Annotated in this window: 25 protein-coding genes; 22 read left to right on the top strand and 3 right to left on the bottom strand. The window is 73.8% G+C overall.

The window, feature by feature from the left end:
• The 12 genes from B5D80_RS29780 to B5D80_RS29725 all read left to right on the top strand — a co-directional run.
• The coding region (locus B5D80_RS29780) for a PucR family transcriptional regulator (protein ID WP_144081805.1) at nt 1-1005 on the top strand (1005 nt) is incomplete at its 5' end.
• 173 nt (nt 1006-1178) lie between these two features.
• Entirely contained in the window at nt 1179-2201 is a 1023-nt protein-coding gene (locus B5D80_RS29775) for an alcohol dehydrogenase catalytic domain-containing protein (RefSeq protein WP_088647254.1), read from the top strand.
• Nucleotides 2198-3673, top strand: a complete 1476-nt coding sequence (locus B5D80_RS29770; protein ID WP_088647253.1) for an amidohydrolase family protein — start codon at nt 2198-2200, stop codon at nt 3671-3673. The genes B5D80_RS29775 and B5D80_RS29770 overlap by 4 nt, the downstream gene beginning before the upstream one ends.
• Nucleotides 3670-4749, top strand: a complete 1080-nt coding sequence (locus B5D80_RS29765; RefSeq protein ID WP_088647252.1) for a BMP family ABC transporter substrate-binding protein — start codon at nt 3670-3672, stop codon at nt 4747-4749. The genes B5D80_RS29770 and B5D80_RS29765 overlap by 4 nt, the downstream gene beginning before the upstream one ends.
• Before the next feature lie 37 nt (nt 4750-4786).
• Nucleotides 4787-6364: an ABC transporter ATP-binding protein gene (locus tag B5D80_RS29760; RefSeq protein WP_245855059.1), complete on the top strand. Its 1578-nt coding sequence runs from the start codon at nt 4787-4789 to the stop codon at nt 6362-6364.
• Nucleotides 6364-7668 carry an ABC transporter permease gene (locus B5D80_RS29755; protein ID WP_211291700.1) on the top strand — a complete coding sequence of 435 codons (1305 nt, stop codon included), beginning with the start codon at nt 6364-6366 and terminating at the stop codon, nt 7666-7668. Before B5D80_RS29760 ends, B5D80_RS29755 begins: the two co-directional genes overlap by 1 nt.
• Nucleotides 7665-8579, top strand: coding sequence for an ABC transporter permease (locus B5D80_RS29750; RefSeq protein WP_088647251.1), 915 nt, complete (start codon nt 7665-7667; stop codon nt 8577-8579). Before B5D80_RS29755 ends, B5D80_RS29750 begins: the two co-directional genes overlap by 4 nt.
• A gap of 246 nt (nt 8580-8825) precedes the next feature.
• Nucleotides 8826-9770, top strand: coding sequence for an alpha/beta fold hydrolase (locus B5D80_RS29745; RefSeq protein WP_088647250.1), 945 nt, complete (start codon nt 8826-8828; stop codon nt 9768-9770).
• Between the two features lie 4 nt (nt 9771-9774).
• On the top strand, nt 9775-11040 hold the full coding sequence (locus B5D80_RS29740) for a sensor histidine kinase (RefSeq protein ID WP_144081804.1): 1266 nt from the start codon (nt 9775-9777) through the stop codon (nt 11038-11040).
• Nucleotides 11037-11639 carry a response regulator transcription factor gene (locus B5D80_RS29735; RefSeq protein WP_088647248.1) on the top strand — a complete coding sequence of 201 codons (603 nt, stop codon included), beginning with the start codon at nt 11037-11039 and terminating at the stop codon, nt 11637-11639. The genes B5D80_RS29740 and B5D80_RS29735 overlap by 4 nt, the downstream gene beginning before the upstream one ends.
• Nucleotides 11640-11866: 227 nt before the next feature.
• On the top strand, nt 11867-12253 hold the full coding sequence (locus tag B5D80_RS29730) for a hypothetical protein (protein ID WP_144081803.1): 387 nt from the start codon (nt 11867-11869) through the stop codon (nt 12251-12253).
• A gap of 20 nt (nt 12254-12273) precedes the next feature.
• A complete protein-coding gene (locus tag B5D80_RS29725) occupies nt 12274-12777 on the top strand; it encodes a DUF6036 family nucleotidyltransferase (protein WP_158224268.1) in 504 nt (167 codons plus the stop codon).
• A 183-nt stretch (nt 12778-12960) separates the two neighbouring features.
• Here the strand turns inward: B5D80_RS29725 and B5D80_RS29720 are convergent, their stop codons facing one another.
• On the bottom strand, nt 12961-13989 hold the full coding sequence (locus B5D80_RS29720; protein ID WP_088647245.1) for an aldo/keto reductase: 1029 nt from the start codon (nt 13987-13989) through the stop codon (nt 12961-12963).
• Between the two features lie 222 nt (nt 13990-14211).
• On the opposite strand from B5D80_RS29720, the gene B5D80_RS29715 reads away from it, so the two are divergent.
• The 3 genes from B5D80_RS29715 (at nt 14212) to B5D80_RS29705 (ending at nt 15922) form a co-directional block, all read left to right on the top strand.
• A complete protein-coding gene (locus tag B5D80_RS29715; RefSeq protein WP_240762839.1) occupies nt 14212-14625 on the top strand; it encodes a VOC family protein in 414 nt (137 codons plus the stop codon).
• A complete protein-coding gene (locus B5D80_RS29710; RefSeq protein ID WP_245855058.1) occupies nt 14613-15065 on the top strand; it encodes a nuclear transport factor 2 family protein in 453 nt (150 codons plus the stop codon). Before B5D80_RS29715 ends, B5D80_RS29710 begins: the two co-directional genes overlap by 13 nt.
• A gap of 101 nt (nt 15066-15166) precedes the next feature.
• On the top strand, nt 15167-15922 hold the full coding sequence (locus B5D80_RS29705; RefSeq protein WP_158224267.1) for an IclR family transcriptional regulator: 756 nt from the start codon (nt 15167-15169) through the stop codon (nt 15920-15922).
• A 21-nt stretch (nt 15923-15943) separates the two neighbouring features.
• Here the strand turns inward: B5D80_RS29705 and B5D80_RS29700 are convergent, their stop codons facing one another.
• Both B5D80_RS29700 and B5D80_RS29695 read right to left on the bottom strand, forming a co-directional pair.
• Nucleotides 15944-16753: an IclR family transcriptional regulator gene (locus B5D80_RS29700; protein WP_158224266.1), complete on the bottom strand. Its 810-nt coding sequence runs from the start codon at nt 16751-16753 to the stop codon at nt 15944-15946.
• A gap of 49 nt (nt 16754-16802) precedes the next feature.
• Entirely contained in the window at nt 16803-18137 is a 1335-nt protein-coding gene (locus B5D80_RS29695; RefSeq protein WP_088647242.1) for a hypothetical protein, read from the bottom strand.
• A gap of 212 nt (nt 18138-18349) precedes the next feature.
• Between B5D80_RS29695 and fdxA the strand changes: the two genes are divergently transcribed.
• From fdxA to B5D80_RS29660, 7 genes are read left to right on the top strand one after another with little or no spacing between them, the layout of a single operon-like run.
• Nucleotides 18350-18661 (top strand): ferredoxin, encoded by a 312-nt coding sequence (gene fdxA / locus B5D80_RS29690; RefSeq protein WP_088647241.1) that lies wholly within the window; start codon nt 18350-18352, stop codon nt 18659-18661.
• Nucleotides 18661-19641 carry an NAD(P)/FAD-dependent oxidoreductase gene (locus tag B5D80_RS29685; protein WP_088647240.1) on the top strand — a complete coding sequence of 327 codons (981 nt, stop codon included), beginning with the start codon at nt 18661-18663 and terminating at the stop codon, nt 19639-19641. The genes fdxA and B5D80_RS29685 overlap by 1 nt, the downstream gene beginning before the upstream one ends.
• Nucleotides 19638-20558 carry a fumarylacetoacetate hydrolase family protein gene (locus B5D80_RS29680; RefSeq protein ID WP_088647239.1) on the top strand — a complete coding sequence of 307 codons (921 nt, stop codon included), beginning with the start codon at nt 19638-19640 and terminating at the stop codon, nt 20556-20558. The genes B5D80_RS29685 and B5D80_RS29680 overlap by 4 nt, the downstream gene beginning before the upstream one ends.
• A complete protein-coding gene (locus B5D80_RS29675; RefSeq protein ID WP_088647238.1) occupies nt 20555-21721 on the top strand; it encodes an amidohydrolase/deacetylase family metallohydrolase in 1167 nt (388 codons plus the stop codon). Before B5D80_RS29680 ends, B5D80_RS29675 begins: the two co-directional genes overlap by 4 nt.
• Before the next feature lie 7 nt (nt 21722-21728).
• Complete coding sequence (locus tag B5D80_RS29670) at nt 21729-22607, top strand: HpcH/HpaI aldolase family protein (protein WP_088647237.1); 879 nt, start codon at nt 21729-21731, stop codon at nt 22605-22607.
• A 25-nt stretch (nt 22608-22632) separates the two neighbouring features.
• Nucleotides 22633-23007, top strand: a complete 375-nt coding sequence (locus B5D80_RS29665; RefSeq protein ID WP_088647236.1) for a cupin domain-containing protein — start codon at nt 22633-22635, stop codon at nt 23005-23007.
• A gap of 6 nt (nt 23008-23013) precedes the next feature.
• Entirely contained in the window at nt 23014-23913 is a 900-nt protein-coding gene (locus B5D80_RS29660; protein ID WP_088647235.1) for a ribokinase, read from the top strand.
• Nucleotides 23914-24056 lie beyond the last annotated feature (143 nt).

Raw genomic sequence — 24056 nt, 5'->3', positions numbered from 1 at the left:
GCACCGGACGACGTGCGCCGTGCCCTGGCCGCCGGTCGGGCCGGCGGGGCGGGGCCGCCGGGGGGCGCGCCGGCCACGGTCCGCTGCGCCGACGGGTGGACCGGCCGGGCGGTGGCGGTCGGCGCGGGGCCCCGGCGGATCGGCGCGTTGTTGGTGGCCGAGCCGGTCTCGGCCGGGCAGTGGGAACTGGCGGCGGCGGCGACCACCGCGCTGTTGATCGAGGCGGTCCGGCACGAGTCCCCGCCGCCGGCCGTGCGGGACGCCCCGACGGTGCTGCGGGCCCTGCGCGACGGCCCCGGCGGTCCGGCCGGATCGGCGTCGACGCCCCGGCTGGGCGAGGCGGAGCTGCTGCGGGCCGGTGCGGCGCACGGGTGGCGGCTGGACCAGCCGCACGCCGTCGCCGGGATCGCGTACACGGGGGAGCAGCAGCGCCGCTGGGCGTCCGCGCTGAGCTGGCTGGACCGGCCGGTGCTGGCCGAGGGGCGGCTGGCCTGGACCCTGCTGCACGGTGACGTGGAGCGCGAGGTGACCCGGCTGCGGGCCCGGCTGGACCAGATCGTCGGCCCCGGGCAGGTCCGGGTCGTCGCCGGGCCGCTGGTGACCGGGCCGGCCCGGACGGCGGCCTCGTTCCGCGACGCGGACCGGCTGCTGCGGCTGCTGCTGCGCTCGTCGGACGGGCGGCCCGAGCTGCCGTTCGGGCAGGCCGGCCTGGCGCAGGTCCTGCTGGCGGTGCCGGACGAGCGGCTGCGCTGGTTCGTGCACCGGCACCTGGGGCCGATCGCCCACCGCGACGACCTGCTGCGCACCCTGGACTGCTGGTTGGCGACCGGGGGCAGCCGGCAGGCGGTGAGCGAACGGCTGCACCTGCACCGCAACTCGGTGGGCTACCGGGTCGGCCTGATCAAGCGGCTGCTGGGGGTCGATCCACTCGACCCGCAGACGGTCGCGGTGCTGCGTACGGCGCTTGTCGCGCGGGAGTTGCTGGCCGCGTCCGAGGCCGGTTGATCCCCTGGTGGGTGGCCTGTGAACGGCCTGGACGCCCGGCTTCGTTAACCGTTCCGCCTCTTTTGCGGCAAGCCGTTGACACGCCGCCGCCCCGCAGGCAGAGTACGACCCCAAGCAGCGAGAATCACAATGCAAGACGCCATATTGACTGGTAGACCATGGGGGAGGTTGCGATGCGGGCGATGGTCCAGACCGGTTTCGGGGGGTCCGAGGTGCTGAGCCTGCGGCACCTGCCCGACCCCGAGCCGGGCGCGGGCGACGTGGTCGTCCGGGTGCACACCGCCGCCCTCAACCGCCTCGACCTGCTCCAGCTCCGCACCGCCCTGCTGCCCGGCTTCACCCTGCCCCACACCGGCGGCATGGACGTCGCCGGCCAGGTCAGCGCCGTCGGGCCGCAGGTCACCACGGTACGCCCCGGCGACCGGGTGCTGATCGACCCGACCATCGGCTGCGGAGGCTGCGCCACCTGCAAGGACGGCCAACCGGGCTACTGCGCGACGCTGGCCGTGGTCGGCGGGAACCGCCCCGGCGGCTTCGCCGAGTACGTCACCGTCCCGGCCACCGTCGTGCACCGGGTGCCCGACCACGTCGACCTCGCCGAGGCCGCCGCGCTGCCCACCGCCTGGAGCCTCGGCTGGCACGCCGTGCACCGCGTCGGCGCCGTCCGCGCCGGGGAGTGGGTGCTGGTGCAGGCCGCCACGAGCGCGGTCAGCATCGCCGCCGTCCAACTCGCCCGCCGGGCCGGCGCCCGGGTGCTCGCGGTGGCGCGTACCGAAGCCAAGCGGGCCGTCGCCGCGGACCTCGGCGCGGACGTGCTCGACCTCGACGAGCACACCGTCGAGCGGGTGCTCGAGCACACCGACGGCCACGGCGTCGACCTGGCCGTCGACCACGTCGGCACCGCCACCTGGGCCACCTCGCTGGCCAGCCTGCGCACCGGCGGCCGGATCGTGCTGCTCGGCAACACCACGGGCGACCAGGTCAGCTTCTCCCTCTCCGACGTCTACCGGCGGGGGCTGCGGCTGCTCGGGGCCGGGGCGTACCGCCCGGCCGACTTCGCCGACATGCTCGACGCCTACTTCACCGGCGGCCTGCGGGTGCTCCGGGGCGCGGAGTACCCCCTGGCCGACCTGGCGCAGGCGTACGCCCGGCAGGAGTCCGGTGACCTCGTCGGCAAGATCCTCGTCCGGCCATGACCACCACCCCGACGGCGGCCACCGCCGACCCCCGCCCGGCGGACCTGCTGATCGTCGACGCCGAGATCGTCACCATGGCCCCCGACCGGGCGGTCGTCCCCGGCGGCACGATCGCCGTGGTCGACGGCCGGATCGCCGCGATCGGCCCGGCGGCGACCCTGCGCGCGGCGTACCCGGGCAGCCCGGAACTCGACGCCACCGGCTGCGTGGTCGTCCCCGGCCTGGTCAACGCCCACCAGCACACCACCGCCGACCCGCTGGTGCGCAGCAGCATCCCCGACGACGTCCCGGCCCGGCAGGCGATCTTCGACTGGATCGTGCCGCTGCACGCCGCGGTCACCGGCGACGACGACGAACTGTCCGCCACCCTCACCGCCGTCGAGTCGCTCAGCTACGGGGCCACCACCCTGCTGGAGCCCGGCACGGTGGCGCACCCGCTACGGGTCGCCGCCGGGCTGCGTACCGCCGGCATCCGGGCCCGGGTCGGCGGCTGGGGTTGGGACGCCGACGACGCGCCGTACGCCATGCCGGCCGCCGACACCCTCGCCGTGCAGGCCGAGACGGTCGCCGCGCTGGCCGGCGACCCGCTGGTCACCGGCTGGATCACCCTGGTCGGGCACGACCTGGTCAGCGACGCGCTGTTCACCGGCGCGGCGGAACTCGCCGAGCGGCTCGACGTGCCGATGACCTGGCACCTGTCGCCCGGCCCCGAGGACGCCGCCGCCTACGCCGCCGCCGGCCGGGCCCGGCCGGTACGCCACCTGGCCGACCTCGGCGTGCTCGGCCCCCGGCTGCTGCTCGGCCACGCGGTGTGGCTCGACGACGCCGAGGTCGACGCGCTCGTCGAGACCGGTACCGCCGTCGCCTCCTGCCCGGGGGCCTACCTGCGGCTCGGCCAGGGCTTCACCCGGGCCGGCCGGCACACCGCCCTGCACCGGGCCGGCGGCCGGCTCGCGCTGGGCTGCGACTCGCACAACGCCGGGGACACCCCCGACCTGTGGCGGGCCGCCCGACTCTTCGCCGGCCTGGAGCGGGACCGGGGCGTCCCCGACCCGCTGCGCGCCGACGAGGTCTTCGCCCTGGCCACCGTCGACGGCGCCGCCGCCGTCGGGCTCGGGGCGCTGACCGGCTCGATCGAGGTCGGCAAGGCCGCCGACCTGGTGCTGCTCGACACCCGGACCATCCCCTGGACCCCGCGCGGTGACCTGCCCACCCAGCTCGTCTGGGGTGCGGCCGGGCACACCGTCCGGGACGTCCTGGTCGACGGCCGGCTGGTGGTCCGCGACCGGCGGGTCACCACCGTCGACGTCGACGCCCTGCGCGAGGAGGCCGCCCAGCGTCGGGCCGCCCTGCTGCGCCGGGTCGGCATCGACATCCCCCCTCGCTGGCCCAGCGTGCCAGCGACCGAGTACTCCGCGCGCCGGTCCGTGCCGGGCCGTGCGCCGACCCCACGTGAAGGGAAAGCACCATGACAATGAGGATTGGTCGGGGTCCGGCGGCGCTGCTCGCCGGGGCGCTGGGATTCGCCCTGGTCGGTTGCGCGAGCAACGACGCGACCGCGCCGTCGGCGGCCGGCTCGGCCAGCGGCGGTACGGCCCCCGCCGGGCAGCCCGACGCCAACGGTGACGGCAAGGTCGTCATCGGCGTGCTCAGCCCCGGCGACATCAACGACAACGGCTACTACGAGAGCTTCGTCGTCGGTGCCGAGAAGTTCGCCACCGAGAAGGGCTGGCAGGTCATCAAGCGCGGCAACGTGCCGCCGACCGAGGCGCTCAGCGCCGCCCGCGCGCTGTGTCAGCAGGGCGTGGACCTGGTGGCGCTCGGGGCCTCCGAGCTCAAGGACGCCATCCCGGCCTCCGAGGAGCCGGTCTGCGCCAAGACCTCCTGGTACGTGCCGTCGTCGGAGAACATCCCGCAGACGCCCCGGGTGACGCTGTCCAGCGACGACCCCAACCAGAGCATGCTCGCCGCCGGGTACGCCACCGGCCTGGTCATGCAGGCCAAGAACGCCACCAAGGCCGGTTTCGTCACCGGCATGGAGGCCGACTTCTCGGTCAACGCCGCCAAGGCGTACAAGGCCGGCATCCGGATGGTGGTGCCGAACGCGACCCTGGTGACCACCTACACCGGTGACTTCAACGACTCGGCGAAGGCCCGGGAGGCCGTCCAGGCGCAGATCAGCCAGGGCGTCAAGGTCGTCTACCCGTACCTGGGCGGGGCCACCGACGCGGCCGCGAAGCTGGCCAACACCGGCGGCGCGCTCACCCTCACCCCGGGCACCGACCGGTGCGACTCGACCGACCCGCGCTTCGACATCTCGGTCATCTTCGACCCGGGCGCGTACTTCGCCGCCGCGCTGGAGCTGTTCGCCAAGGGTGAGATGACCCTCGGCACCACCAAGAAGTGGGAGCTGGGCAAGGACCCGTACCCGGCCGTCAAGATCTGCAAGCCGACCCCGGAGCAGACCCAGAAGATGGACGCCTTCGTCGCCGACGTGGCCAGCGGCAAGACCGACACCGCCGCGACGGTCGCCAAGCTCGGCTCCTGACCCCCGCTGCCCGACGACCAACGAGGTGTAACGGACTGTGGACGTTGACGACCAGCTGACGCCGGCTCTCACCCTGCGCGGGGTCAGCAAGCGTTACGGTCCGGTTGTCGCCTGCGACGCCGTGGATCTCGCCGTACGACCCGGCGAGATCCACGGCCTGCTCGGCGAGAACGGGGCCGGAAAGTCGACCCTGATGAAGATCCTGCTCGGGTTGGTACACCGCGACGCCGGCACCATCACGCGCGGCACCGAACCGGTCGAGATCGACAGTCCGCAGGTCGCCGCCGACCTCGGCCTGGGCATGGTGCACCAGCACTTCAGCCTGATCGAACCGCTCACCGTCTGGGAGAACGTCATCCTCGGCGACACCGGGCGGATCGACCGGGCGGCGGCCTGCGCCCAGGTCGAGGAGGTGTCCCGCCGGTACGGGCTGCCCATCGACCCGCACGCCCGCATCGACCGGCTCTCCGCCGGGGAACGGCAGCGGGTCGAGCTGATCAAGTGCCTGCGCCGTGACCCGTCGATCCTGATCCTGGACGAGCCGACCTCGGTGCTCACCCAGGCCGAGTCGGCGGAGCTGTTCACCGTGCTGCGCCGGGTGGTGCAGGCGGAACGGCGGGCGGTCATCCTGATCAGCCACAAGCTCGCCGAGATCATGGCGGCCACCGACCGGGTGACCGTGCTGCGGCGCGGCGCGGTGGCGTTCCACGGCGCGACGAAGGACACCACCGCCCAGCAACTCGCCCGGCAGATGGTCGGCCGGGAGGTGTCGTTGCAGTCCGAGAGCGCGGCGCTGGGCCTGCTGCCCGTCGAGCGTCCCGAACCGGTCGAGGGCGTCGCCCCGGCGGCCGGGAACGCGGCGACGCCGGAGCGGCCGGCGGCGCTGCGGCTGCGCGAGGTGACCCTGCTCGTCGGCGGCCTGCCGGTGCTGGACAAGCTCAGCCTCGACGTCGCCCCCGGCGAGATCGTCGGCCTGTACGGGGTCGAGGGCAACGGCCAGGCCACCGTCGGTGAGCTGCTGTCCGGGCTGCTCGTCCCCGACTCCGGCACCGTCGAACTCGACGGCCGGCCGGTCGACCTGGTCCGCCCCGGCGCGCTGCACACCGCAGGGCTCGGCATCGTGCCCGAGGACCGGCACCACTCCGGCGTGGTGCTCGACATGAGCGTCGCCGAGAACCTGGTGATGAAGTCCCTCGCCGGGGTCACCGCACGCGGGGTGCTCAGCCGGCGGAAGATGCACCGGATCGCCCAGCGGCAGATGGCCGAGTTCAACATCGTCGCGCCCTCGCCGGACACCCCGCTGCGCAGCCTCTCCGGCGGCAACCAGCAGCGGGTGGTGCTCGCCCGCGAGTTGTCCGCCGGGCCGAAGGCGCTGGTCGCCGCGCAACCCACCCACGGGCTGGACGTCGGCGCGATCGAAGACATGTACGTGCGGCTGCGGCAGGCCGCCGCGGAAGGGGTGGCGGTGTTGCTGATCTCCACGGAGCTGGAGGAGGTGATGGCCCTGGCCAACCGGATCGCGGTGATCTCCTCCGGCCGGATCGTCGGGGTGCTCCCCACCGCCGAGGCCACCGCCGAGCGGCTCGGCATGCTGGTCGGCGGGGTGAGTCACTGATGGCCACCCTCGGTATCGACGGCACCGGCCAGCGGCTGCTGCGCCGGCTCAACCCCGGCCCCGGCGGCTGGCAGGTCGGCCTCGCCACCGTCGCCACGGTGGGCGTCGCGCTCGGCCTGTCGGCCCTGCTGATCGCGGTCACCGGCGGCTCGCCGACCGCCTCCACCAAGGCCCTCTACCAGGGCAGCATGGCCACCCCGGCGGCCTGGTCCACCTCCCTGCTGTACGTCGCGCCGCTGCTGCTGGTCGCCGTCGGGGCCTGCGTCAGCGCCCGCTCCGGCTTCTTCAACATCGGCCAGGAGGGGCAGGTCCTGATCGGCGCGCTGGCCGGCGCGTGGGTCGGCCTGCGGCTGGCCGTACCCGGACCGCTGCTGCTGGTCCTGGTGCTGCTCGCCTCGGTGGTCGGTGCCGGCGTCTGGGCCGGGCTCAGCGCGCTGATGTACCGGTTCCGGGGCGTCAACGTCGTGGTCAGCACGATGCTGATGACGTTCCTCGCCCAGCAGCTCATCTCGTTCGCGGTGAACACCCCGTGGCTGCTCCAGGAGTCCCGGCTCGGCCGGGGCACGCTGTCCCCGCAGTCCAACCCGGTGCCCGAGAACGCCCGGCTCGCCTCCCTCGGCGAGTACCCGAACCTCCAGCTCAACGGGGGTCTGGTCCTGGCCGTCGTGGTGGCGGTCGTGCTGGCGCTGGTGATGGCGCGTACCCGGTGGGGTTTCCGGTTGAAGATGGTCGGCCTCAACCCGGCGGCGGCCCGGCACGCCGGGGTGCGGGTCGGCGCCCTGGGCGGCATCGCCCTGGCAATCTCCGGTGCGCTGGCCGGCCTGGCCGGCGCGCTGCTGCTGACCAGCCCGGTCGGCACCAACCGGTTGCAGCCGGGGATGTCGCTCAACATCGGCTGGGACGGCCTGCTGGTCGCCCTGGTCGCCCGGAACAACCCGCTGCTGGCCATCCCGGTGGCGGTGCTGTTCGGCGTGCTGCGGGCCGGCGGCAGCTTCCTGGCCGCCACCGGCGTGCCGTCGTTCCTGGTCGACGTGGTCAAGGCGCTGCTGGTGCTGGCGTTCGTCGCACCGCCGGTGGTGATCGGCATGCTGCGTCGACGCCGCCTGGCCGACCAGCCGGCGACCCCGACCACCCCGACCACCCCCACCGCCGCGGTGGCCTCGCCGGAGCCGGGCGACCCGTCGGTCCCGGCCACCCCGACCGCGTCGGTGCCGAACCCCCGCGGCACCGCGCCGGAACCGCCGGACCCCGGTGACGCCGGGACCGCCGGCACCAAGGACGCCATGGAAGGCAGGTTGGCATGAGCGCCGCCGACAACATCGCCACCATCCTCTCCAGCGGGGCCCGGCTCACCGTGCCCCTGGCCTTCGCCGCCTGCGGTGAGTACGTCGCCCAGCGCGCCGGCACGCTCAACATCTCCGTCGAGGCGATGATGCTCGGGGCGGCGTTCGGCTCGATCGCGGTCGCCAGCGCCACCGGCAGCGCCACCATCGGCCTGGTGGCCGGCGCGCTGGTCGGGGTCGCGGTGGCGTTCGTGCACGGCATCCTGTCGCACCGGGTGCAGATCAACACGTTCGTCGTCGGCCTGGTGCTCAACGCGCTGGTGCTCGGCCTGACCAGCTACCTGATCACGGTGAGCACCTTCACCGGCCACCAGGTCTGGCAGGTCGACATCCCCGTGCTGCGCGACATCCCGATCATCGGCCCGATGCTGTTCGTCCAACGCTGGCCGGTCTACCTGCTGCTGGCGGTCGTCCCGCTGACCTGGTGGCTGGTCGAGCGCAGCCGGTGGGGGCTGGAGCTGCGGGCGGTGGGGGAGAACCCGCAGGCCGCCGACGTCAGCGGGATCGAGGTCAACAAGCGACGGCGGCAGGCGCTGCTCTGGTGCGGGCTGCTCGCCGGGCTCGGCGGGGCGTACCTGGCCGTCGGCGAGGTCGGCTCGTTCAACCAGAACATGACCGCCGGCCGGGGCTACCTGGTCATCGCGGCGGTCATCTTCGGGGCCTGGCGGCTCGGCCGGACCCTGATCGGCTGCGTCGTCTTCGGCCTGGCCGACGCGATGCGGCTGGCGCTGCCGGCGCTGGGGGTCACCATGAACTCGCAGCTGCTGATCGCCGCGCCCTACCTGCTGGCCCTGCTGGCGATGCTGGTGTTCGCCACCGCCCACCGCGAACCCCGGGCGCTGGCGCAACCGTTCCAACGCGGCACCACCTGACGGGGGAATCCCCGACTCCGGTCCGCCCACACGGCGCAGCGGCCACCCTCCTCCGGTGGCGGTCGCTGCGCCGTGTGGGTCGTGTCTCGATGCTTACGAGACCCGGGGGACCACCGGGCATACCATGACTTTTTGTCACGGTCGGTCGTGACAGCGGGACACTTTCGCAGCGCCTCGCGCGCTTGATTGGCTGGTCAGGCATCACGGGAGTGATCCGGATGCGCCGCCGATCCGAAAGAAGAACCCATGCGAAAGCCCGTGCGAGTCGTGCTCACCACCCTCGGTGTCCTGGTCGCCGTGCCGGTGCTCCTGCTCGCGACCACCGCCGTGGTGAACGTCGTGGCGACGCGGTCGGAAGCCTCCTCGATCACCAGGTACGGGCAACTCGTGCCCGTGGCCGGCAAGCGGATGAACGTGGTGGTCGCGGGCGGCGGTGCCGAGACGATCGTGCTCCTGCCCGGCCTCGGCACCGCCGCCCCCGCGCTCGACTTCCAGCCGCTGATCACGGAACTCCAGCGCACCTACCGGGTCGTCGCGGTCGAACCGTTCGGCACCGGCCTGAGCGACCCCGCCGACACCGACCGCACCGCCGCGAACATCACCCGGGAGGTGCACGAGGCGCTGCGGCACCTCGGCATCGACCGGTACGTGCTGATGGGCCACTCGATCGCCGGGATCTACGCGCTGACCTACGCCGCCAGCTACCCCGACGAACTCGTCGCCTTCGTCGGCATCGACAGCAGCGTCCCCGACCAGCCCGGCTGGGACGACCCGATCCCCACCGGCGTGATCGTCGGCCTGAGCAGGCTCGGCGTCACCCGGGCGCTGGCGGCGATCGCCGACGACCCGTACGCGGGCCTGCCCTACGACGAGCGGACCCGGGAACAGTTGCGGTTGCTCACCGCGAAGAACACGGCCGCCCCGACCATGGTGAACGAGATGGAGCACGCCTCGGCGAACTTCGCCGGCGTCAGCGGGAAGACCTTCCCGAAGGGGCTGCCCGTCCTGTTGTTCGTCCGGTCGAACGACACCGACGTGGCGGACTGGGTCGCCCTGCACGAGCAGCAGGCGGCGAGCGTCGACACCGGTCAGGTGGTCGTCCTGGAGGGCGACCACTACCTGCACCACACCCTGTCGCCGGAGATCGCCCAGCAGACCAGGGCTTTCCTGACGGCCCGGTCGCTACGCTGAGCCGGTGACGGACACCTGGCAGGGTGCGCCGCGAGTGGCCGCCGACCTGCGGGCGATGCGCCTGTTCACGGTGCTCTCGCTGGGGCTGGGCATGCTGATCGGTGGCGTCGTGCAGGTGCTGCTCGGCGTCGGCGTGGCCGGCGGCCCCCGGACGGTCGTGCTGCTGGTCGCGACGACCGCCGCCGTCCTGGCCGGGCTCGCCGCGATTCCCCTGCTGCTGCGGGGCCCCGACGAGGTGCCGCCCGGCCATCCGCTCGTCCTGGTGCTGCTGGCGCTGTCCGGCGCGGTGTGGGTGCTGGCCGTCGTGCCGCCGTTCGCCGGCTGGGGGTGGGCGTTCACCCTGGCGATGGCGGGCGGGGTGCTCAGTTGTCTGGTCCGGGGCCGGTGGCGGGCGACGGTGATCCTCGGCTGCTGGGCGGTGATCGGTCTCGGCGGGCTGCCCGGCGTGCTGGCCCCGTCGCGCGTCGGGCCGCCGCCCGATGCGGCCGCCGACGCCATCGTGCTCAGCACCGTCGCGGTGTTCACGCTGTTGCCGCTGAGCGCGGTCTGGGTGCAGCAGGTGGTGCTGCGGCTGGAACACGCCCGCCGGCTCGCGTCCGACCTGGCGGTGGCGCGGGAGCGGCTCCGGTTCGCCGCCGACCTGCACGACATCCAGGGTCACAACCTCCAGGTGATCGCGTTGAAGAGTGAACTGGCGGAGCGTCTGCTGACCGGCCAGCCCGAGCGGGCCGGCCGGGAGATCGCCGAGATCCGCCGGATCGCGCGGGTGGCCCTCGACGACACCCGCGCCGTGGTGAACGACTACCGCACCGTCACCGTGGCGACGGAGGCGCGCAACGCGGCGGCGGTGCTGCGGTCCGCCGGCATCCGCTGCACGGCACGCATCGACACGCCGGACCTGCCCGTGGCCCTCGGCGCGGTGTTCGCCGTCGCGATCAGGGAGGCGGTGACCAACGTGCTGCGGCACAGCAGGGCGACCGAGGCCACCATCGAACTCGTCCGCGTCGGTACCCCTCACCCCGCGCCCCCCGGGGCCGACGCGGCGGAGTACCGGCTGACCGTCACCAACGACGCCGCCGGGGTGCCGCGCCGCGACGGAACGGGCCTGGCCGGCCTCGCCGACCGCGTCGCGGCCCAGCGTGGAACGGTCGAGACCACCCGTGAGGGGGACACGTTCGTGCTGGTCGTCCGCATCCCCGCGCCGGACGCCGCGGGGTCTGCCCCGCCGGAGCCCACCGCGCCGGGGAGACGACGGGGGACCGGCAAGTGATCCGGATCGTGATCGCCGACGACGAGGAACTCATCCGGGGCGCGCTCGTGGCGCTGCTCTCCCTCGAGGCCGACATCGAGGTCGTCGCGGACGTCGCCGACGGCGAGGCCGCGGTCGCCGCCGCCGTCGCCCACCGCCCCGACCTGACCCTGCTCGACCTCGAAATGCCCGGACTCGACGGGGTCGACGCCGCCCGCCGGCTGCTGCGGCTCGTCGCGACGCAGGTCGTCATCGTCACCCGGCACGCCCGACCGGGCACCCTCAAGCGGGCGCTGAACGCCGGGGTGCACGGCTTCGTGCCGAAGTCCACCCCGGCGTCGGAGCTGGCCAGGATCATCCGGTCGGTGGCCGCCGGCGAACGCTACGTCGACGCGCGCCTGGCCGCGTCGGCGCTCACCGAGCAGGAGAGCCCGTTGACGCTGCGCGAGATCGACGTGCTGCGGCTGACCCGCGACGGCCTGCCAACCAAGCACATCGCGCGGCAGCTCGGCCTGGCCCACGGCACCGTCCGCAACCACATCTCGTCCGCGATGGCGAAACTGAACGTCGGTTCCCGCACCGACGCCGCCGCGATCGCCTGGGAACAGGGCTGGATCTGATCGCCCCGCCGACGCTTTTCACCGGGTCGCCGGGACGCCCCGTTGACGCTTTGCGCTATTTCGCCGATGTGGCGGTATCGAAGTGACGGCGACCCCGCAACATCGGCGATATTGAGTCGATCGACACCTCCCCGTGTCCCCGGAGGCGTTCTCAATGCCGTCGCCGGTCCGGCAGACGGTAGTCTGCGAGCAGTGAAGCTGTCAGGTCGTGAGGTGAGGTCGGCACGGTGGGTACCGGTTATGAACCGATGACTCTGGCGGCGCTGGCCGCTCATATCGTCGCCGCCGAGACCGATCAGACCCGTTGGAAGCTGGTGTGGGAGTTCCTGGAGGAATACCGGTGGGAGCCGGCGACCACCAGGGTCGGGCTGTTGCAGGATGAACCCGGGCAGACCGGGGACCTGCGATGGGACGCGTTACTTGCCGCCCTCGCCGAGCACCTGCTCGCCCAAGTGGATCTCGCTCCGCCCGACTGGGTCGAGACGCGGGTGCTGCGCCGGGCCTGGTTCCCGGCCGAGTTGGCCATTCACCGGGCCGACGCACTGGCCTGGGCGCCTGCTGCATTCCGTAAACACGGGGTGTACCTGTCGGTGCACGATCTGGCCGCCGCATGACCGGGTCCGAGGGTGTCCTGATGGGGCGCGCGGAGTTGGAGCGTGCGTTCACCCGTCTGGGTGAGAGGCTCGTCCGCCGTGGGGTCGTCGCGGACATCTTCGTGGTGGGTGGTGCCGCCATGGCCTTGGCCTACGACGCCAAGCGGGTGACCAGGGACGTCGATGCCATGTTCGTTCCGCACGGCGTCGTCCTCGATGAGGCGCGTGCAGTGGCCGACGACTTGGGACTACCGCCCTGGTGGCTCAACGAACAAGCCAGCGTGTACGTCTCCGGCAGGGACGACCCGGGTCGCCGACGGGTCTTCGACCATCCCGGACTGCGTGTCATGGCGGCGTCACCCGAGCACATCTTTGCGATGAAGGCGCTCGCGGCTCGGGCACGCGACGTGGACGATCTGCGCACCTTGGCAGCGCTGTCCAAGGTCGAGACAGTGGCGGACGCCGTTCGCCTCTGCGGGGACTTCTACCCCGACGAGGTGATCTCGCCCCGGGCCATGGGAGTCATCCGCGAACTCTTCGAATGAGGAGTCAGCGCTTCCCCACGGCACAGGTGCCCTGGGCTGTCGGGAGCCGGCCCGACGGGGAATGGCACGGGAGTCGATCGAACTGCCTCCGTCGCCGCTGCTTCGCCGGTGTGGCGGTATCAGAGCGCTCCGATACCGCCACACCGGCACAACAGCGCCAACGACGGCCGCCGACGGCCGACGTCAGGGGCGGCGGCGCAGGGTCGGGTCGGTCAGGGCTGGTACCCGGTAGCCGGCGTCGGCCGGGTTGACGTCGTGGCCCGGCCGGACCAGTTTGTCGATCCGGTCCAGCACGTCGGCCGGCAGCCCGGCCGGCTCCCCGGCGGGCAGTTGGCTGCGTAGCTGGGCGAGGGTACGCGGGCCGATGATGGCGCTGGTGACCGCCGGGTGGCTCAGCACGAACCCGAGCGCCAGGTCGATCAGCGTCAGGCCACTCTCGTCGGCGAGGGTGGCCAGCTCGTCGACCAGGGCGAGCTTGCGGTCCCGGGCGGCGGCGTCGCGGAAGTCGAAGTGGTCGCCGTTGCGCCCGGCGCGGGAGTCCGCCGGTACGGCAGTCGACCGGTACTTGCCGGTCAGCCAGCCGCCGTTGAGCGGGCTGAACACCAGCACGCCGAGCCGGTACCGGGCGCTGGTGGGCAGGGCGGCGGCCTCGACGCCCCGGGTGAGGACCGAGTAGCCGAGCTGTTCGGTGGTGAAGCGTTCCCGCTGCCGGCGTTCGGCCACCCACTGCGCCTCGACGATCTGCTCGGCGGGGAACGCCGAGGTGCCGATCATCCGGACCTTGCCCTCCCGGACCAGGTCGGTCAGCGCGCCGAGGGTCTCGTCGACGTCGGTGAGCGGGTCGGGGCGGTGCACCTGGTAGAGGTCGATCCAGTCGGTGCCGAGCCGGCGTAGGCTGCCGTCGACCGCCTGCCTGATCCAGCGGCGGGAGTTGCCCCGGCGGTTGCGGTCGTCGCCCATCGGCTCGTGGAACTTGGTGGCCAGCACCACGTCGTCGCGCCGTCCGCGCAGCGCCCGGCCGAGGATCTCCTCGGACTCGCCGTGGGCGTACACGTCGGCGGTGTCGACCAGGTTGATCCCGGCGTCGAGCGCCTCGGCGACGATCCGGTGGCACTCCTGCTCGTCGGTGTTGCCCCAGGCGCCGAACATCATGGTGCCCAGGCAGAGGGTGCTCACCTCGACCCCGGTCCCACCCAGTCTGCGGTACTGCATGATCCGATCGTCCTCCCGTACGCGGTGTGCCCCCACGCTGGCACGCGGGCCGGCCGCCGGCACCGTCCCGGCGCGTCGAAGCCGGCCCGCCGGCTTTGTGTCCCCGGCACATCGCCCCCGCCGGCAAAGAGTGAATAGGCTGGTGGACGCGATAGTGATGGACATTTCGGTACGGTGGAGGTAACAGTGGCGACCGGCCTGACCCAAGCCCGATGGACGCATGTGGCGTTGCCTACCGGCGACCTCGACAAGGCGATCTCGTTCTACACCACGCTCACCCCGCTGGTGGTCGTGGAGCGGTTCGCCGACGCCGACGGCGAGAGCGTCTGGCTCTCCAACGACAAGCAGGTCGAGACCCCGTTCGTGCTGGTGCTCGTCTCCTTCAACAAGGACAAGGGCGGCCAGCTCGGCCTGCTGCACCCGTTCGCGCACATCGGCATCGAGGTGCCGCAGCGGTCGGACGTCGACGAGATCGCCGGGCGGGCCCGCGAGCTGGGTTGCCTGCACTGGGAGCCGCGTCAGATGCCGCCGCCGGTCGGCTACATCTGCGCGTTGAAGGACCCCGACGGCAACGTCATCGAGATCTCCCACGACCAGCAGGTCTTCGACACCGTGCGGCGTCGGTGGGGGAGCTGACCGCAGCGTCCACCCGCGCCGCCGTGCAGCGGTACCTGGCGGCGCTGAACGCCCACGACGCCGATGCCGTCGCCGGCTGCGTCAGCGTCGACTTCGTCAACGAGCACACCGCCGCCCTCGGCCGGACGGTGGTCGGCCGGGCCCGCTACCGGGCCCGGCTCGACGGCTTCCTGGCCGAGTTCGTCGACCTGCGCTACGAGGTGGAGGAACTGCTCGCCGACGCCGACCGGGCGGCGGTGGCGTACCGGATGTCGTTCCGGCTGGCCTCGGCCGGCCGGGCGCCGGTGCGCATCCGTGGCGTGTTCCGGTTCCGGGTCGACGCCGACGGCCTGATCGCCCACCGGGTCGACTACTGGGACAGCGGCGAGGTCCACCGTCAGCTCGCGGGAGCACCCGAACCGCCGCCCGTCCCCGGTTCGGGGGCGGGCGGCCCGGCATAGCCGGCTTCCGGATCCGGCGTGCGGTGGTGTCCGTGTCGCCGGATCCGGCCCGTGCTCGGTAGAGTTCGCCTTTCGGCGGACGGCGAGTGCGAGGTGGCGCGGTGACGGGCGGAGTCGACGAGTCGGCAGGTGACGCGCCGGCGATCCAGACCGTGCAGCGGGCCGCCACCATCCTCCAGGCGTTCTCGGTGGAGCGGCCCCGGCTCACCCTGGCCGAGCTGACCGCCGACCTGGCCATCAGCCGGGCCACCGCGCACCGGTACGCCCGCGCCCTGCGGGCGGCCAACCTGCTGCGCTTCGACACGGCCACCGCCACCTACACGCTGGGTCCGCAGGTGCTGGCGATGGAGGCCGCCGCCCGCGCGGCGCTGCCCATCGTCACCGCCGCCGAACCCCACCTGGACCGGCTCACCCGGCTGACCAACCAGACCTCGGTGCTCAGCGTCTGGAACGGTGAGGCGCCGACGGTGGTCCGCTGCATGGACAACACCAGCGGTGACGTGCGGCTCAGTGTGCGCACCGGTTCGCCGTTGGATCTGCTCCGCTCGGCGCAGGGCCGGGTCTTCTGCGCCTACCTGTCGGCCGCCGAGGCGCCCGCCGTGGCCCGCCAGTTGCGGCTGTCGGCGGGCCTGCGGGCCGTCGTCGAGCAGGTCCGCCGGGACGGTTTCGCGGTCAACTCCCCGGAGGATTTCGGGGTACGCGTGCTGGCCGCGCCGGTGTTCGAGCGGACCCAGGTGGTGGCCGCGCTGGCGGTGCTGGGCACCAGCACGGCGCTGTCCGGCGCGGTGGAGGCCGCCGCGGCGGACAGCCTGCGGTTGGTGGCCCGGGAGTTGTCCGAGGCGCTCGGCGCGGGCTGAGGCCCGCGGCCCGCCCGCCCGTCAGCGGTGACCGTTGCTGCCGACCGGGGGGTGGTGGCCGTTGCCGCCGCTGCCCAGCTCGGCGGTGACCAGGGCGGCGACGCGTTGCAGGGCGATGGCGAGCGGGCTGTCGGTGCCCTCGGGGACCGAGGTGGTGGTGCCGACGATGGCCATGGCGGCGATCAGGGTGCTGCCCCGGAAGATCGGCGCGGCGATGCTGCGGACCCCGTTGGCCGAGGGCGTGTTGGCCGAGATGCCGGTCCGCCGGATCTTCTCGACCTCCCGGCGCAGCTCGGCGGAGGCGGCGATCTCGTCGGCCAGCCCCGGCACGTCGGCCTCGGGGAGGAACGCGCAGAACACCCGGCCCTGGGCGGATTCGGTGCGGGACAGCCGGGAGCCGGTACGCACGCTGACCCGGATGACCCGGTCGGTGTTGTCGTCGGCGCGGACCACCACGGCGGTGTCGCCGTCCCAGACGCTGAGTACGACCGTCTCGTCGATCTCGCGGACGAGCTGCTGCATGCGCGGGCCGGCGATGCTGATCACCGGCATCGCCGCGCGGGCGGCGGCGGAGAGGGTCAGGATCTGCGGGCCGAGGGAGTAGAGTCCCTCCCGCTCGTCGTAGCGCAGCAGGTTGCTCTCCCGCAGCGCCTTGGTGTAGCGGTGCGCGGTGGCCTTGCTGGTGCCGAGGCTGGCGGTGAGTTCGTTGAGGCTCAGGCGCGGACGTGCCGCCGTGAACGCGTTGAGGATGACCGCCGCGCGCTGCACGGTCTGGATCGCCGGTGAGCTGGGGTCAGCGCTCTTGACCGGCGAAGGGGCATCGTCCGCCATCTGGATTCCTTTGTGCGCAGAGTGAGACAGTATCATGGCATATGACACGTCAGCCTGTCGATGCCTGCTGGTGGCGCAGCGCGATGTCCGCGTACAACCGGGCGAACCGCACCAGTTCCGACAGGGCGTACCGTTCCCGTCGCGGGTCGGCCGGATCGGGCGGTAACGCCGGCGGGCCCAGCCGTACGGTGGGCACCCCCCGGGCGCGCAGCACCACCCCGTCGGTCGACCCGGTCCACCCGCGCAGCGGCACCGGCGGCCGGCCGTACGCGGCGAGCCAGGCGGCGTCGGCGTGCCGGCAGATCGGTGCGGTGGGCGGGGTGGATGCGGCCGGGTGCGCCGGATGGCCGGCCACGGCCAGGCCGCAGTCGGCCAGCGGGGTGTCGCGCAGCCGTCGGGCCAGGGTGGCCCGCAGCGCGTCGGTGATCTGCGCCGGATCGTCGCCGGGCACCGTGGTCAGGTAGAGGTGCAGGTCGACCATCCCGGGCAGCAGGTCGGGCTTGCCCGGCTGGCCGGCGCGGACCGCCCCGAGGCCCAGTTCCGCGCCGACCAGGGCGTCCGGGTCGGCGCGGAGGGCCAGGTGGGCCCGGCGGAACTCCTCCAGCGCCTCGACGACCACGCCGAGGTGGGCGAGCAGCCCGCCGGGGGGTGTGGCGGTGTCCCGGAACAGCGCCGGGTGGAACCCGCTGGACAGCCGGATCCGCAGGAACATCGCCCCCGGTTCGGCGGTGAGGATGCCCGGCGGGCTGGTCTTGGCCACGATCGCGGCGGCCGGTCGGGGCCGCCCGCGCAGGTGGTGCAGGACTCCGCCGGTGGTGGGGGCCGGCGCGACGCCGTCCTCCGGCCCGGCGGTGGGGTCGTCGCGGTGGGTGCCGGTGGCGGCGAGCAGCAGGGTCAGCCGGTGCGGCCGGCCGGCGGCCCGCAGGGTCTCGGCGGCGGCGGCGTAGCCGACCAGGGCGGCGGCTGCCGCCGCCCGCGCCACCGACAGGCCGAAGCCGCTGACCACCTCGCCGGCCGGGCCGGATAGCTCCAGCGCGGGGGCGGGGGAGTGCCGGCCGGTGATCGGGGCGTCGAAGTCGGTCCCGCCGGTCAGCGAGGTGTCCAGGTGTGAGTAGATCAGCAGTTCGGGGTGGTCGCCCAGGTCGGAGCCGCCGACCAGGTTGGCGCTGTCGGGCGTGGTCGCCGTGCGCTCCAGCGGGTCGACCCGCCAGGACAGCTCCGGCCAGCGGCCGGTGGCCCAGTCGGCGACCCGGTGCGCGGTGGCCCGTTCCCGGCCGTACGGGCTGGGCTGGGCGGTGAGCGCGGCCAGGGCGTCGACCAGGGTGGCCTCGTCGACCGCCCGCGCGGCGGCGTGGCGCAGGGGCGCCGGTACCTCGTCGTCCATCCGCTCCCTCTCGCCAGCGTGACTTCATTCAAGATGACGTCTCGTATGTTGACATACTCTGGGCCGGGTCTCTAGCGTGGCCTGACACCAAACGACATCGCCCCGCATCCGGCGACGTCGCGGAACGGGCCCGGCACCCCGGATCGGCCAGTGCGCCCGGACCTGCCGCTGCGGCGCGGATGCGGCCGGCCGACCGAACCGCAGGAGGACCGATGACCTACGTGGTCACCGACGAATGTGTGGACGTACAGGATCGGTCCTGCGTCGAGGAATGCCCGGTGGACTGCATCTACGAGGGCGACCGGATGATGTACATCAACCCGGACGAGTGCGTCGACTGCGGGCGCTGCGAGCCGGTCTGCCCGGTCACCTCGATCTTCCACCTCGACGACCTGCCCGCCGACCGTGCCCGGTTCGGCCCGATCAACGCCGAGTTCTTCACCGAGATCGGCACCCCGGGCGGTGCCCGCAAGATCGGCCGGGTCGGCCACGACCACCCGGCCATCGCGGAAAGCGCCAGCTGATGGCCGAGCGGCACGAGGTCGATCTCGCGATCATCGGCGCCGGCCCGGCCGGCCTCTACGCTACCTACTACGCCGGCTTCCGCGGGATGAGCGTGGCGGTGATCGACTCGCTGCCCGAACCCGGCGGGCAGATCGCCGCCCTCTACCCCGAGAAGGCGATCTACGACATCGCCGGGCTGCCCGCCGTGCGGGGCCAGGAACTCGTCGACGCCCTGCTCACCCAGGCCGCCACCGCCAAGCCGACGTTCCTGCTCGGGCAGAGCGCGACCGAGCTGACCTGCGCCGAGGACCACGTGCTGATCGGCACCGACACCGGCACCCAGGTCCGGGCGGCGGCCGTGCTGCTGACCGCCGGCATCGGCACCTTCACCCCCCGCGAACTGCCAGTCGGCAGCGGCCACCTCGGCCGGGGCCTGCGCTACTTCGTCCCCCGGCTGGAGGAACTCGCCGGGCAGGAGGTCGTCGTGGTCGGCGGCGGCGACTCCGCCGTCGACTGGGCGCTGGCCCTGGAGCCGTACGCCAGCAGCGTCACCCTGGTGCACCGCCGCCCGCAGTTCCGCGCCCACGAACGCAGCGTCACCCAGCTGCACGAGTCGACCGTGCGGGTGCTCACCCCGTACGAGGTGTGCGGGATCGACGGGGAGCAGACCGTCGAGGCGGTGCGGATCGCCGAGGTGCGCGGCGAGGGTCGGCAGACCCTGCCTGCCCAGGCGGTGGTCGCCGCGCTCGGCTTCATCGCCGACCTGAGCGCGATGGAACGCTGGGGGTTGGAGATGCGCCGCCGCTACGTCGCCGTGGACCGGTCGATGCGCACCAACCTGCCCCGGGTCTTCGCCGCCGGTGACATCACCGACTACGACGGCAAGGTACGGCTGATCTCGGTCGGCTTCGGTGAGGCCGCCGCCGCCGTCAACAACCTGGCCCCGCTGGTCAACCCGGCGCTCGGCACCGTCCCCGGCCACTCCTCGGACGCCGCGTGACCGCCCCCGCGCCCACCGCCGTGCACCTCGTCGCCACCCGGTACGGGCTGGGCCGGATCACCGGCGACGACGTCGAACTGCTCGACCTGCCCGCCCCGGACGTGGCCGCCCTGCTGCGCGCCGGCCGGGGGCTCGCCCCCGCCGCCGAGGCCCGCATCCGCCGCCGGCTGCCGCTGGAGACCCTCGTCGGCGACCTGCGCCCACCGCTGGCGGGCACCCGCGCGGTGTGGGGCGTCGGGCTGAACTACCACTGCAAGGCCCGCACCACCGGCCGGGCCCTGCCCACCCAGCCGGTGCTCTACCTGAAGTCGCCGAGCGCCGGCTCCGGCCCGGGGGACACCGTGCCGCTGCCCGGCTCGGTGAGCAGCCAGCCCGACTACGAGGGCGAGGTCGCCCTGGTCGTCGGCACCCGGATGCACCACACCCCGGCCGGGCAGGTCTGGGCGCACCTGGCCGCCGTCACCGCCGCCAACGACCTGACCGCCCGGGACGTGATGGCCGCCACGGGCAACCCCACCCTGGCCAAGAGCTTCCCCGGGTTCGGTGCCCTGGGCGCCTCCGTGCTCGGCCTGGGCGCGGTCGCCGACCGCGACGCCATCGGCGTACGCACCACCGTCAACGGCGAGCTGCGCCAGCAGGCCAGCACCGCCGACCTGATCTTCCCGGTGCCCGACCTGCTCGCCTGGATCACCCGGTACGTCGTGCTGGAGCCGGGCGACGTGGTGCTCACCGGCACCCCGACCGGCACCGGCCAGGACCGGGGTTGCTTCCTGAGCCCCGGCGACCAGGTGGAGGTCACCGTCGCCGGGGTGCTGCCCCTGCGTACCCGGTTCCGTGCCGAGAGCCCGGACCACCCCGCGCCGGCCGCCGTCGACGCGTCGACCCACTCGCTTCGCACAGAGAGCCCGATGTCATGAGTGAGAATTCCGAGCGGTACGACCTGGTGCTGGCCGGTGGCCAGGTGTTCGACGGTCAGACCGGAGCAAGCCAGGTCGCCGACGTCGCGGTGACCGGCGACCGGGTGGCCCGGATCGCGCCCGGCCTCGCCGCCGACGCCGACCGGGTGATCGACTGCGCCGGGCAGTACGTGCTGCCCGGCCTGGTCGAGGCACACACCCATATCTTCGCCGAGGTCTCCAAGGTCGGCGCGCCGCCGGACGAGGCGCACCTGCACCGGGGCGTCGTCGCCGCCTGCGACGCCGGCACCGTCGGCGCGTCCACCTTCGCCGCGTTCGAGAAGTACGTCGCCGCGCCGGCCCGGATGCGGCTGGTGAACTTCCTCAACGTCTCGGTCCTCGGCCTGATCGACTTCCGGTTCGGTGAGCTGATCAACCCGGGCACGCTGGTCCCCGAGGACGCCCTGGCGGTGGCCGAGGCGAACCCGCACCGGGTCCGCGGTTTCAAGATCCGGCTCTCCGAGGACGTCGTCGGGCTGGACTGGCGTCCGCTGCTCAAGCGTTCCCTGGCGCTCGCCGGCGAGGCCGGCCTGCCGCTCATGATCCACATCGGGGAGACGCCGGAGCCGCTGCCGGTGATCCTGCCGCTGCTGCGCCCCGGCGACGTCGTGGCGCACTGCTACACCGGCAAGCCGTACGGCATCCTCAACGACGGCACTGTGCTGCCCGAGGTGTACGCCGCCCGCGAGCGCGGGGTGCTGTTCGAATCCGCCCACGGCAAGAGCAACCTCAGCTTCGCCGTCGCCCGACCGGCGATCGAGCAGGGCTTCCTGCCCGACGTGGTCACCTCCGACACCAGTGCCCGCAACTGGCGCGGCCCGGTGTTCGACCTGGTCACCAGCATGGCCAAGCTGCGGGCGATGGGGATGACCCTGGAGCAGCTCGTGCCCCGGGTGACGACCGCGCCGGCCCGGCTGACCGGCCTGGACGCCGAGGGCTACGGCACCCTGGTCGAGGGCGGCCCGGCCCACGTCACCGTGCTGGCCGAGGCCGAGGAGGCGGTGCTCCCCGACGCCGCCGGCAACAAGATCACCGCACCCCGGCTGGAGCCGAGCGTGGTGCTGCTCGGCGGCGAGCAGGTGCCGACCGTGCCGTGGCGCGGGCTGCCCGCCACCGGGGCGTGAGGCCCTGATGTCCGCCGTCGGGCCGGTGTCCGGCGAGCCGGGGCCGGCCCAGCCGACCCCGTCCACGTCCGTCGGGCAGACCCCGCAGACCTCCGTCGAGCCGACCCCGCCGGCCGGGGTGCACGGCCACCGCGCCCGGCTGCGGGCGGCGCTGCACGCCGGTGGGCAGCTCGCCGGCACCTTCGTCAAGCTGCCCGGGGCCGACGTGATCGCCCTGGCCGCCCGCTCCGGACTCGACTTCGTCGTGATCGACCTGGAGCACTCCGGCCTGGACGAGCGGACCGCCACCGACCAGCTCCGGCTCGCCGCCCTGGCCGGCCTGCCGGCACTGGTCCGGGTGCCGGCCGTCGACCCCGGCCAGGTCAACCGGCTGCTGGAGGCCGGGGCAGTCGGGATCCAGCTGTCGACCGTGCGCCGCCGGGCCGACGTCGAGGCGCTGCGCTCGGCCAGCCGGTACGCCCCGCACGGGCGGCGCAGCATCAGCCTGGCGCACCCGTCGGCCGGGTACGGCGGCGACGGCCTGGACCGGTACCTCGCGGCGGAGGCCGAGCACCCGCCCGTACTGGTGGCCCAGATCGAGACGGCGACCACCGACGACCCGCTGCCCGCCCTGCTGGCCGGGGTGGACGTGGGCTTCGTCGGGACCACCGACCTGGCGGTGAGCCTGGGCCTTTCGACCACCGACGACCCGGGGCCGCTGTTGCGGCGTACCGGGGACATCGCCGCCGCGGCCCGCACGACCGGGACGCATCTCGGCGGCTGGGTGCCCGAGCGGTCCGCCGCAGCGCTGGACCGCTGTGGCCTGACCGACGCGCGTTACCTCGTCGTCGGCTCGGACCTGCACCTGCTCGGCACCGGCCTGCGTCGGCTCGCCGCACCCCTCTGACCCGCCCGAGAAGGGACGCGTTCACATGCTCAACCCGCAGCTCTACCGCACCTCGGTCAACTGGGACGACATCCCGGCCACCGACGTCCGGCCCGGGGTGCGCCGCAAGGTGTACGCCACCGACGAGGTCCTCTTCGCCTGGCACGAACTGGCCGTCGGGATGGACCTCAACCCGCACCACCACGACGACTTCGACCAGCTGGTGCTGATCCTCGGCGGCCGGTGCAACTACTACGTCGACGGCGTGCCGCACCCGATGGGGCCGGGCTCGATGCTGCTGGTGCCGCGCGGCGCGGAGCACTACATCGAACCGACCGAGGGCCCGTGCATCAACGTGGACGTCTTCGCCCCGCCCCGGGCGGACTTCCTGCCGCACGCCTGGCGTCCCGGGCAGGGCTGACCGGCGATGACCGACATCGTGGTGGTGGGCAGCCTCAACGTGGACGTGGTGGTGCCGCTGCACGAGCTGCCCGCCCCCGGGCAGACCGTGCTCGGCGCGGCCGACCACCGGCGGGCCGGCGGCGGCAAGGGTGCCAACCAGGCCGTCGCCGCCGCCCGGCTGGGTCGCCGGGTGGCGATGGTCGGCGCGGTCGGCATCGACGCCGACGGCGACTGGCTGCTCGGCCTGATCGCCGCCGAGGGGGTGGCCACCGAGGCGGTGGTGCGCGCCCCCCGGCCCACCGGGCAGGCGATCGTGCTGGTCACCGCCGACGGCGACAGCACCATCGCGGTCAGCTCGGGGGCGAACATGTGGCTCGCCCCCGAGCATCTCGGCCCGCTGCGTGACCTGCTCGGGTCGGCGCGGGCGGTGCTGCTGCAACAGGAGGTCGACGCGGCGGTGGTGGCCGAGGCGGTCCGGCTGGCCGAGGGGCTGGTGGTGCTCAACCCGGCACCGGCCCGCCCGGTCGACCCGGCGACCCTGGCCCGGGTCGACGTGCTGGTGCCCAACCGGGGTGAGCTGGCCGCCCTGGCCGGCGCGCCGCTGACGGACGCCGGGGTGGACGGGCTGGCCGCGATGGCCCGGTCGCTGGGCACCCGGGGGCCGGTGGTGGTGACCCTCGGCGGCGACGGCGCGCTGGTCGTGACCACCGACCGGCAGTGGCTGATCCCGGCGGAGCAGGTCGACGCGGTCGACGCCACCGGCGCCGGGGACACCTTCTGCGCCGCCCTGGCCGACGCGCTGCTCGACGGCGCGGCGATCGACGAGGCGGCCCGGTGGGCGAGCCGGGCGGCAGCGGTGACGGTCACCCGGCCCGGGGCGATGGAGGCCGCACCCCGTCGCGTCGAGGTGCCCACCGCCGCCTGAAGCCCACCCCTGAAACGTCGGCCCGGCCGGGCAGCGCCGCCCGGCCCGGCCGTCGCCGCCGCGGCCCCCGGTCCTGCCGCCCGTCGCATGCTGCCTGTCGGCGACGGTGCGGCCCGGCTCCGGCCGGCTGCGTCCGCTGCCCC

It is taken from the genome of Micromonospora wenchangensis (assembly GCF_002210435.1).
In the GTDB taxonomy this organism is placed as follows: Bacteria; Actinomycetota; Actinomycetes; order Mycobacteriales; family Micromonosporaceae; genus Micromonospora; species Micromonospora wenchangensis.
This window is presented reverse-complemented; position numbering and strand designations above follow the sequence as displayed.

What these genes read in the sequence shown, in the direction of transcription:
- B5D80_RS29770 (WP_088647253.1), top strand. Translation starts at nt 2,198, where the DNA reads ATGACCACCACCCCGACGGCGGCCACCGCCGACCCCCGCCCGGCGGAC.
- B5D80_RS29665 (WP_088647236.1), top strand. Translation starts at nt 22,633, where the DNA reads ATGCTCAACCCGCAGCTCTACCGCACCTCGGTCAACTGGGACGACATC.
- fdxA (WP_088647241.1), top strand. Translation starts at nt 18,350, where the DNA reads ATGACCTACGTGGTCACCGACGAATGTGTGGACGTACAGGATCGGTCC.
- B5D80_RS29695 (WP_088647242.1), bottom strand. Translation starts at nt 18,137, where the DNA reads ATGGACGACGAGGTACCGGCGCCCCTGCGCCACGCCGCCGCGCGGGCG.
- B5D80_RS29745 (WP_088647250.1), top strand. Translation starts at nt 8,826, where the DNA reads ATGCGAAAGCCCGTGCGAGTCGTGCTCACCACCCTCGGTGTCCTGGTC.
- B5D80_RS29765 (WP_088647252.1), top strand. Translation starts at nt 3,670, where the DNA reads ATGACAATGAGGATTGGTCGGGGTCCGGCGGCGCTGCTCGCCGGGGCG.
- B5D80_RS29685 (WP_088647240.1), top strand. Translation starts at nt 18,661, where the DNA reads ATGGCCGAGCGGCACGAGGTCGATCTCGCGATCATCGGCGCCGGCCCG.
- B5D80_RS29675 (WP_088647238.1), top strand. Translation starts at nt 20,555, where the DNA reads ATGAGTGAGAATTCCGAGCGGTACGACCTGGTGCTGGCCGGTGGCCAG.
- B5D80_RS29670 (WP_088647237.1), top strand. Translation starts at nt 21,729, where the DNA reads ATGTCCGCCGTCGGGCCGGTGTCCGGCGAGCCGGGGCCGGCCCAGCCG.
- B5D80_RS29720 (WP_088647245.1), bottom strand. Translation starts at nt 13,989, where the DNA reads ATGCAGTACCGCAGACTGGGTGGGACCGGGGTCGAGGTGAGCACCCTC.
- B5D80_RS29660 (WP_088647235.1), top strand. Translation starts at nt 23,014, where the DNA reads ATGACCGACATCGTGGTGGTGGGCAGCCTCAACGTGGACGTGGTGGTG.
- B5D80_RS29775 (WP_088647254.1), top strand. Translation starts at nt 1,179, where the DNA reads ATGCGGGCGATGGTCCAGACCGGTTTCGGGGGGTCCGAGGTGCTGAGC.
- B5D80_RS29700 (WP_158224266.1), bottom strand. Translation starts at nt 16,753, where the DNA reads ATGGCGGACGATGCCCCTTCGCCGGTCAAGAGCGCTGACCCCAGCTCA.
- B5D80_RS29755 (WP_211291700.1), top strand. Translation starts at nt 6,364, where the DNA reads ATGGCCACCCTCGGTATCGACGGCACCGGCCAGCGGCTGCTGCGCCGG.
- B5D80_RS29750 (WP_088647251.1), top strand. Translation starts at nt 7,665, where the DNA reads ATGAGCGCCGCCGACAACATCGCCACCATCCTCTCCAGCGGGGCCCGG.
- B5D80_RS29725 (WP_158224268.1), top strand. Translation starts at nt 12,274, where the DNA reads ATGGGGCGCGCGGAGTTGGAGCGTGCGTTCACCCGTCTGGGTGAGAGG.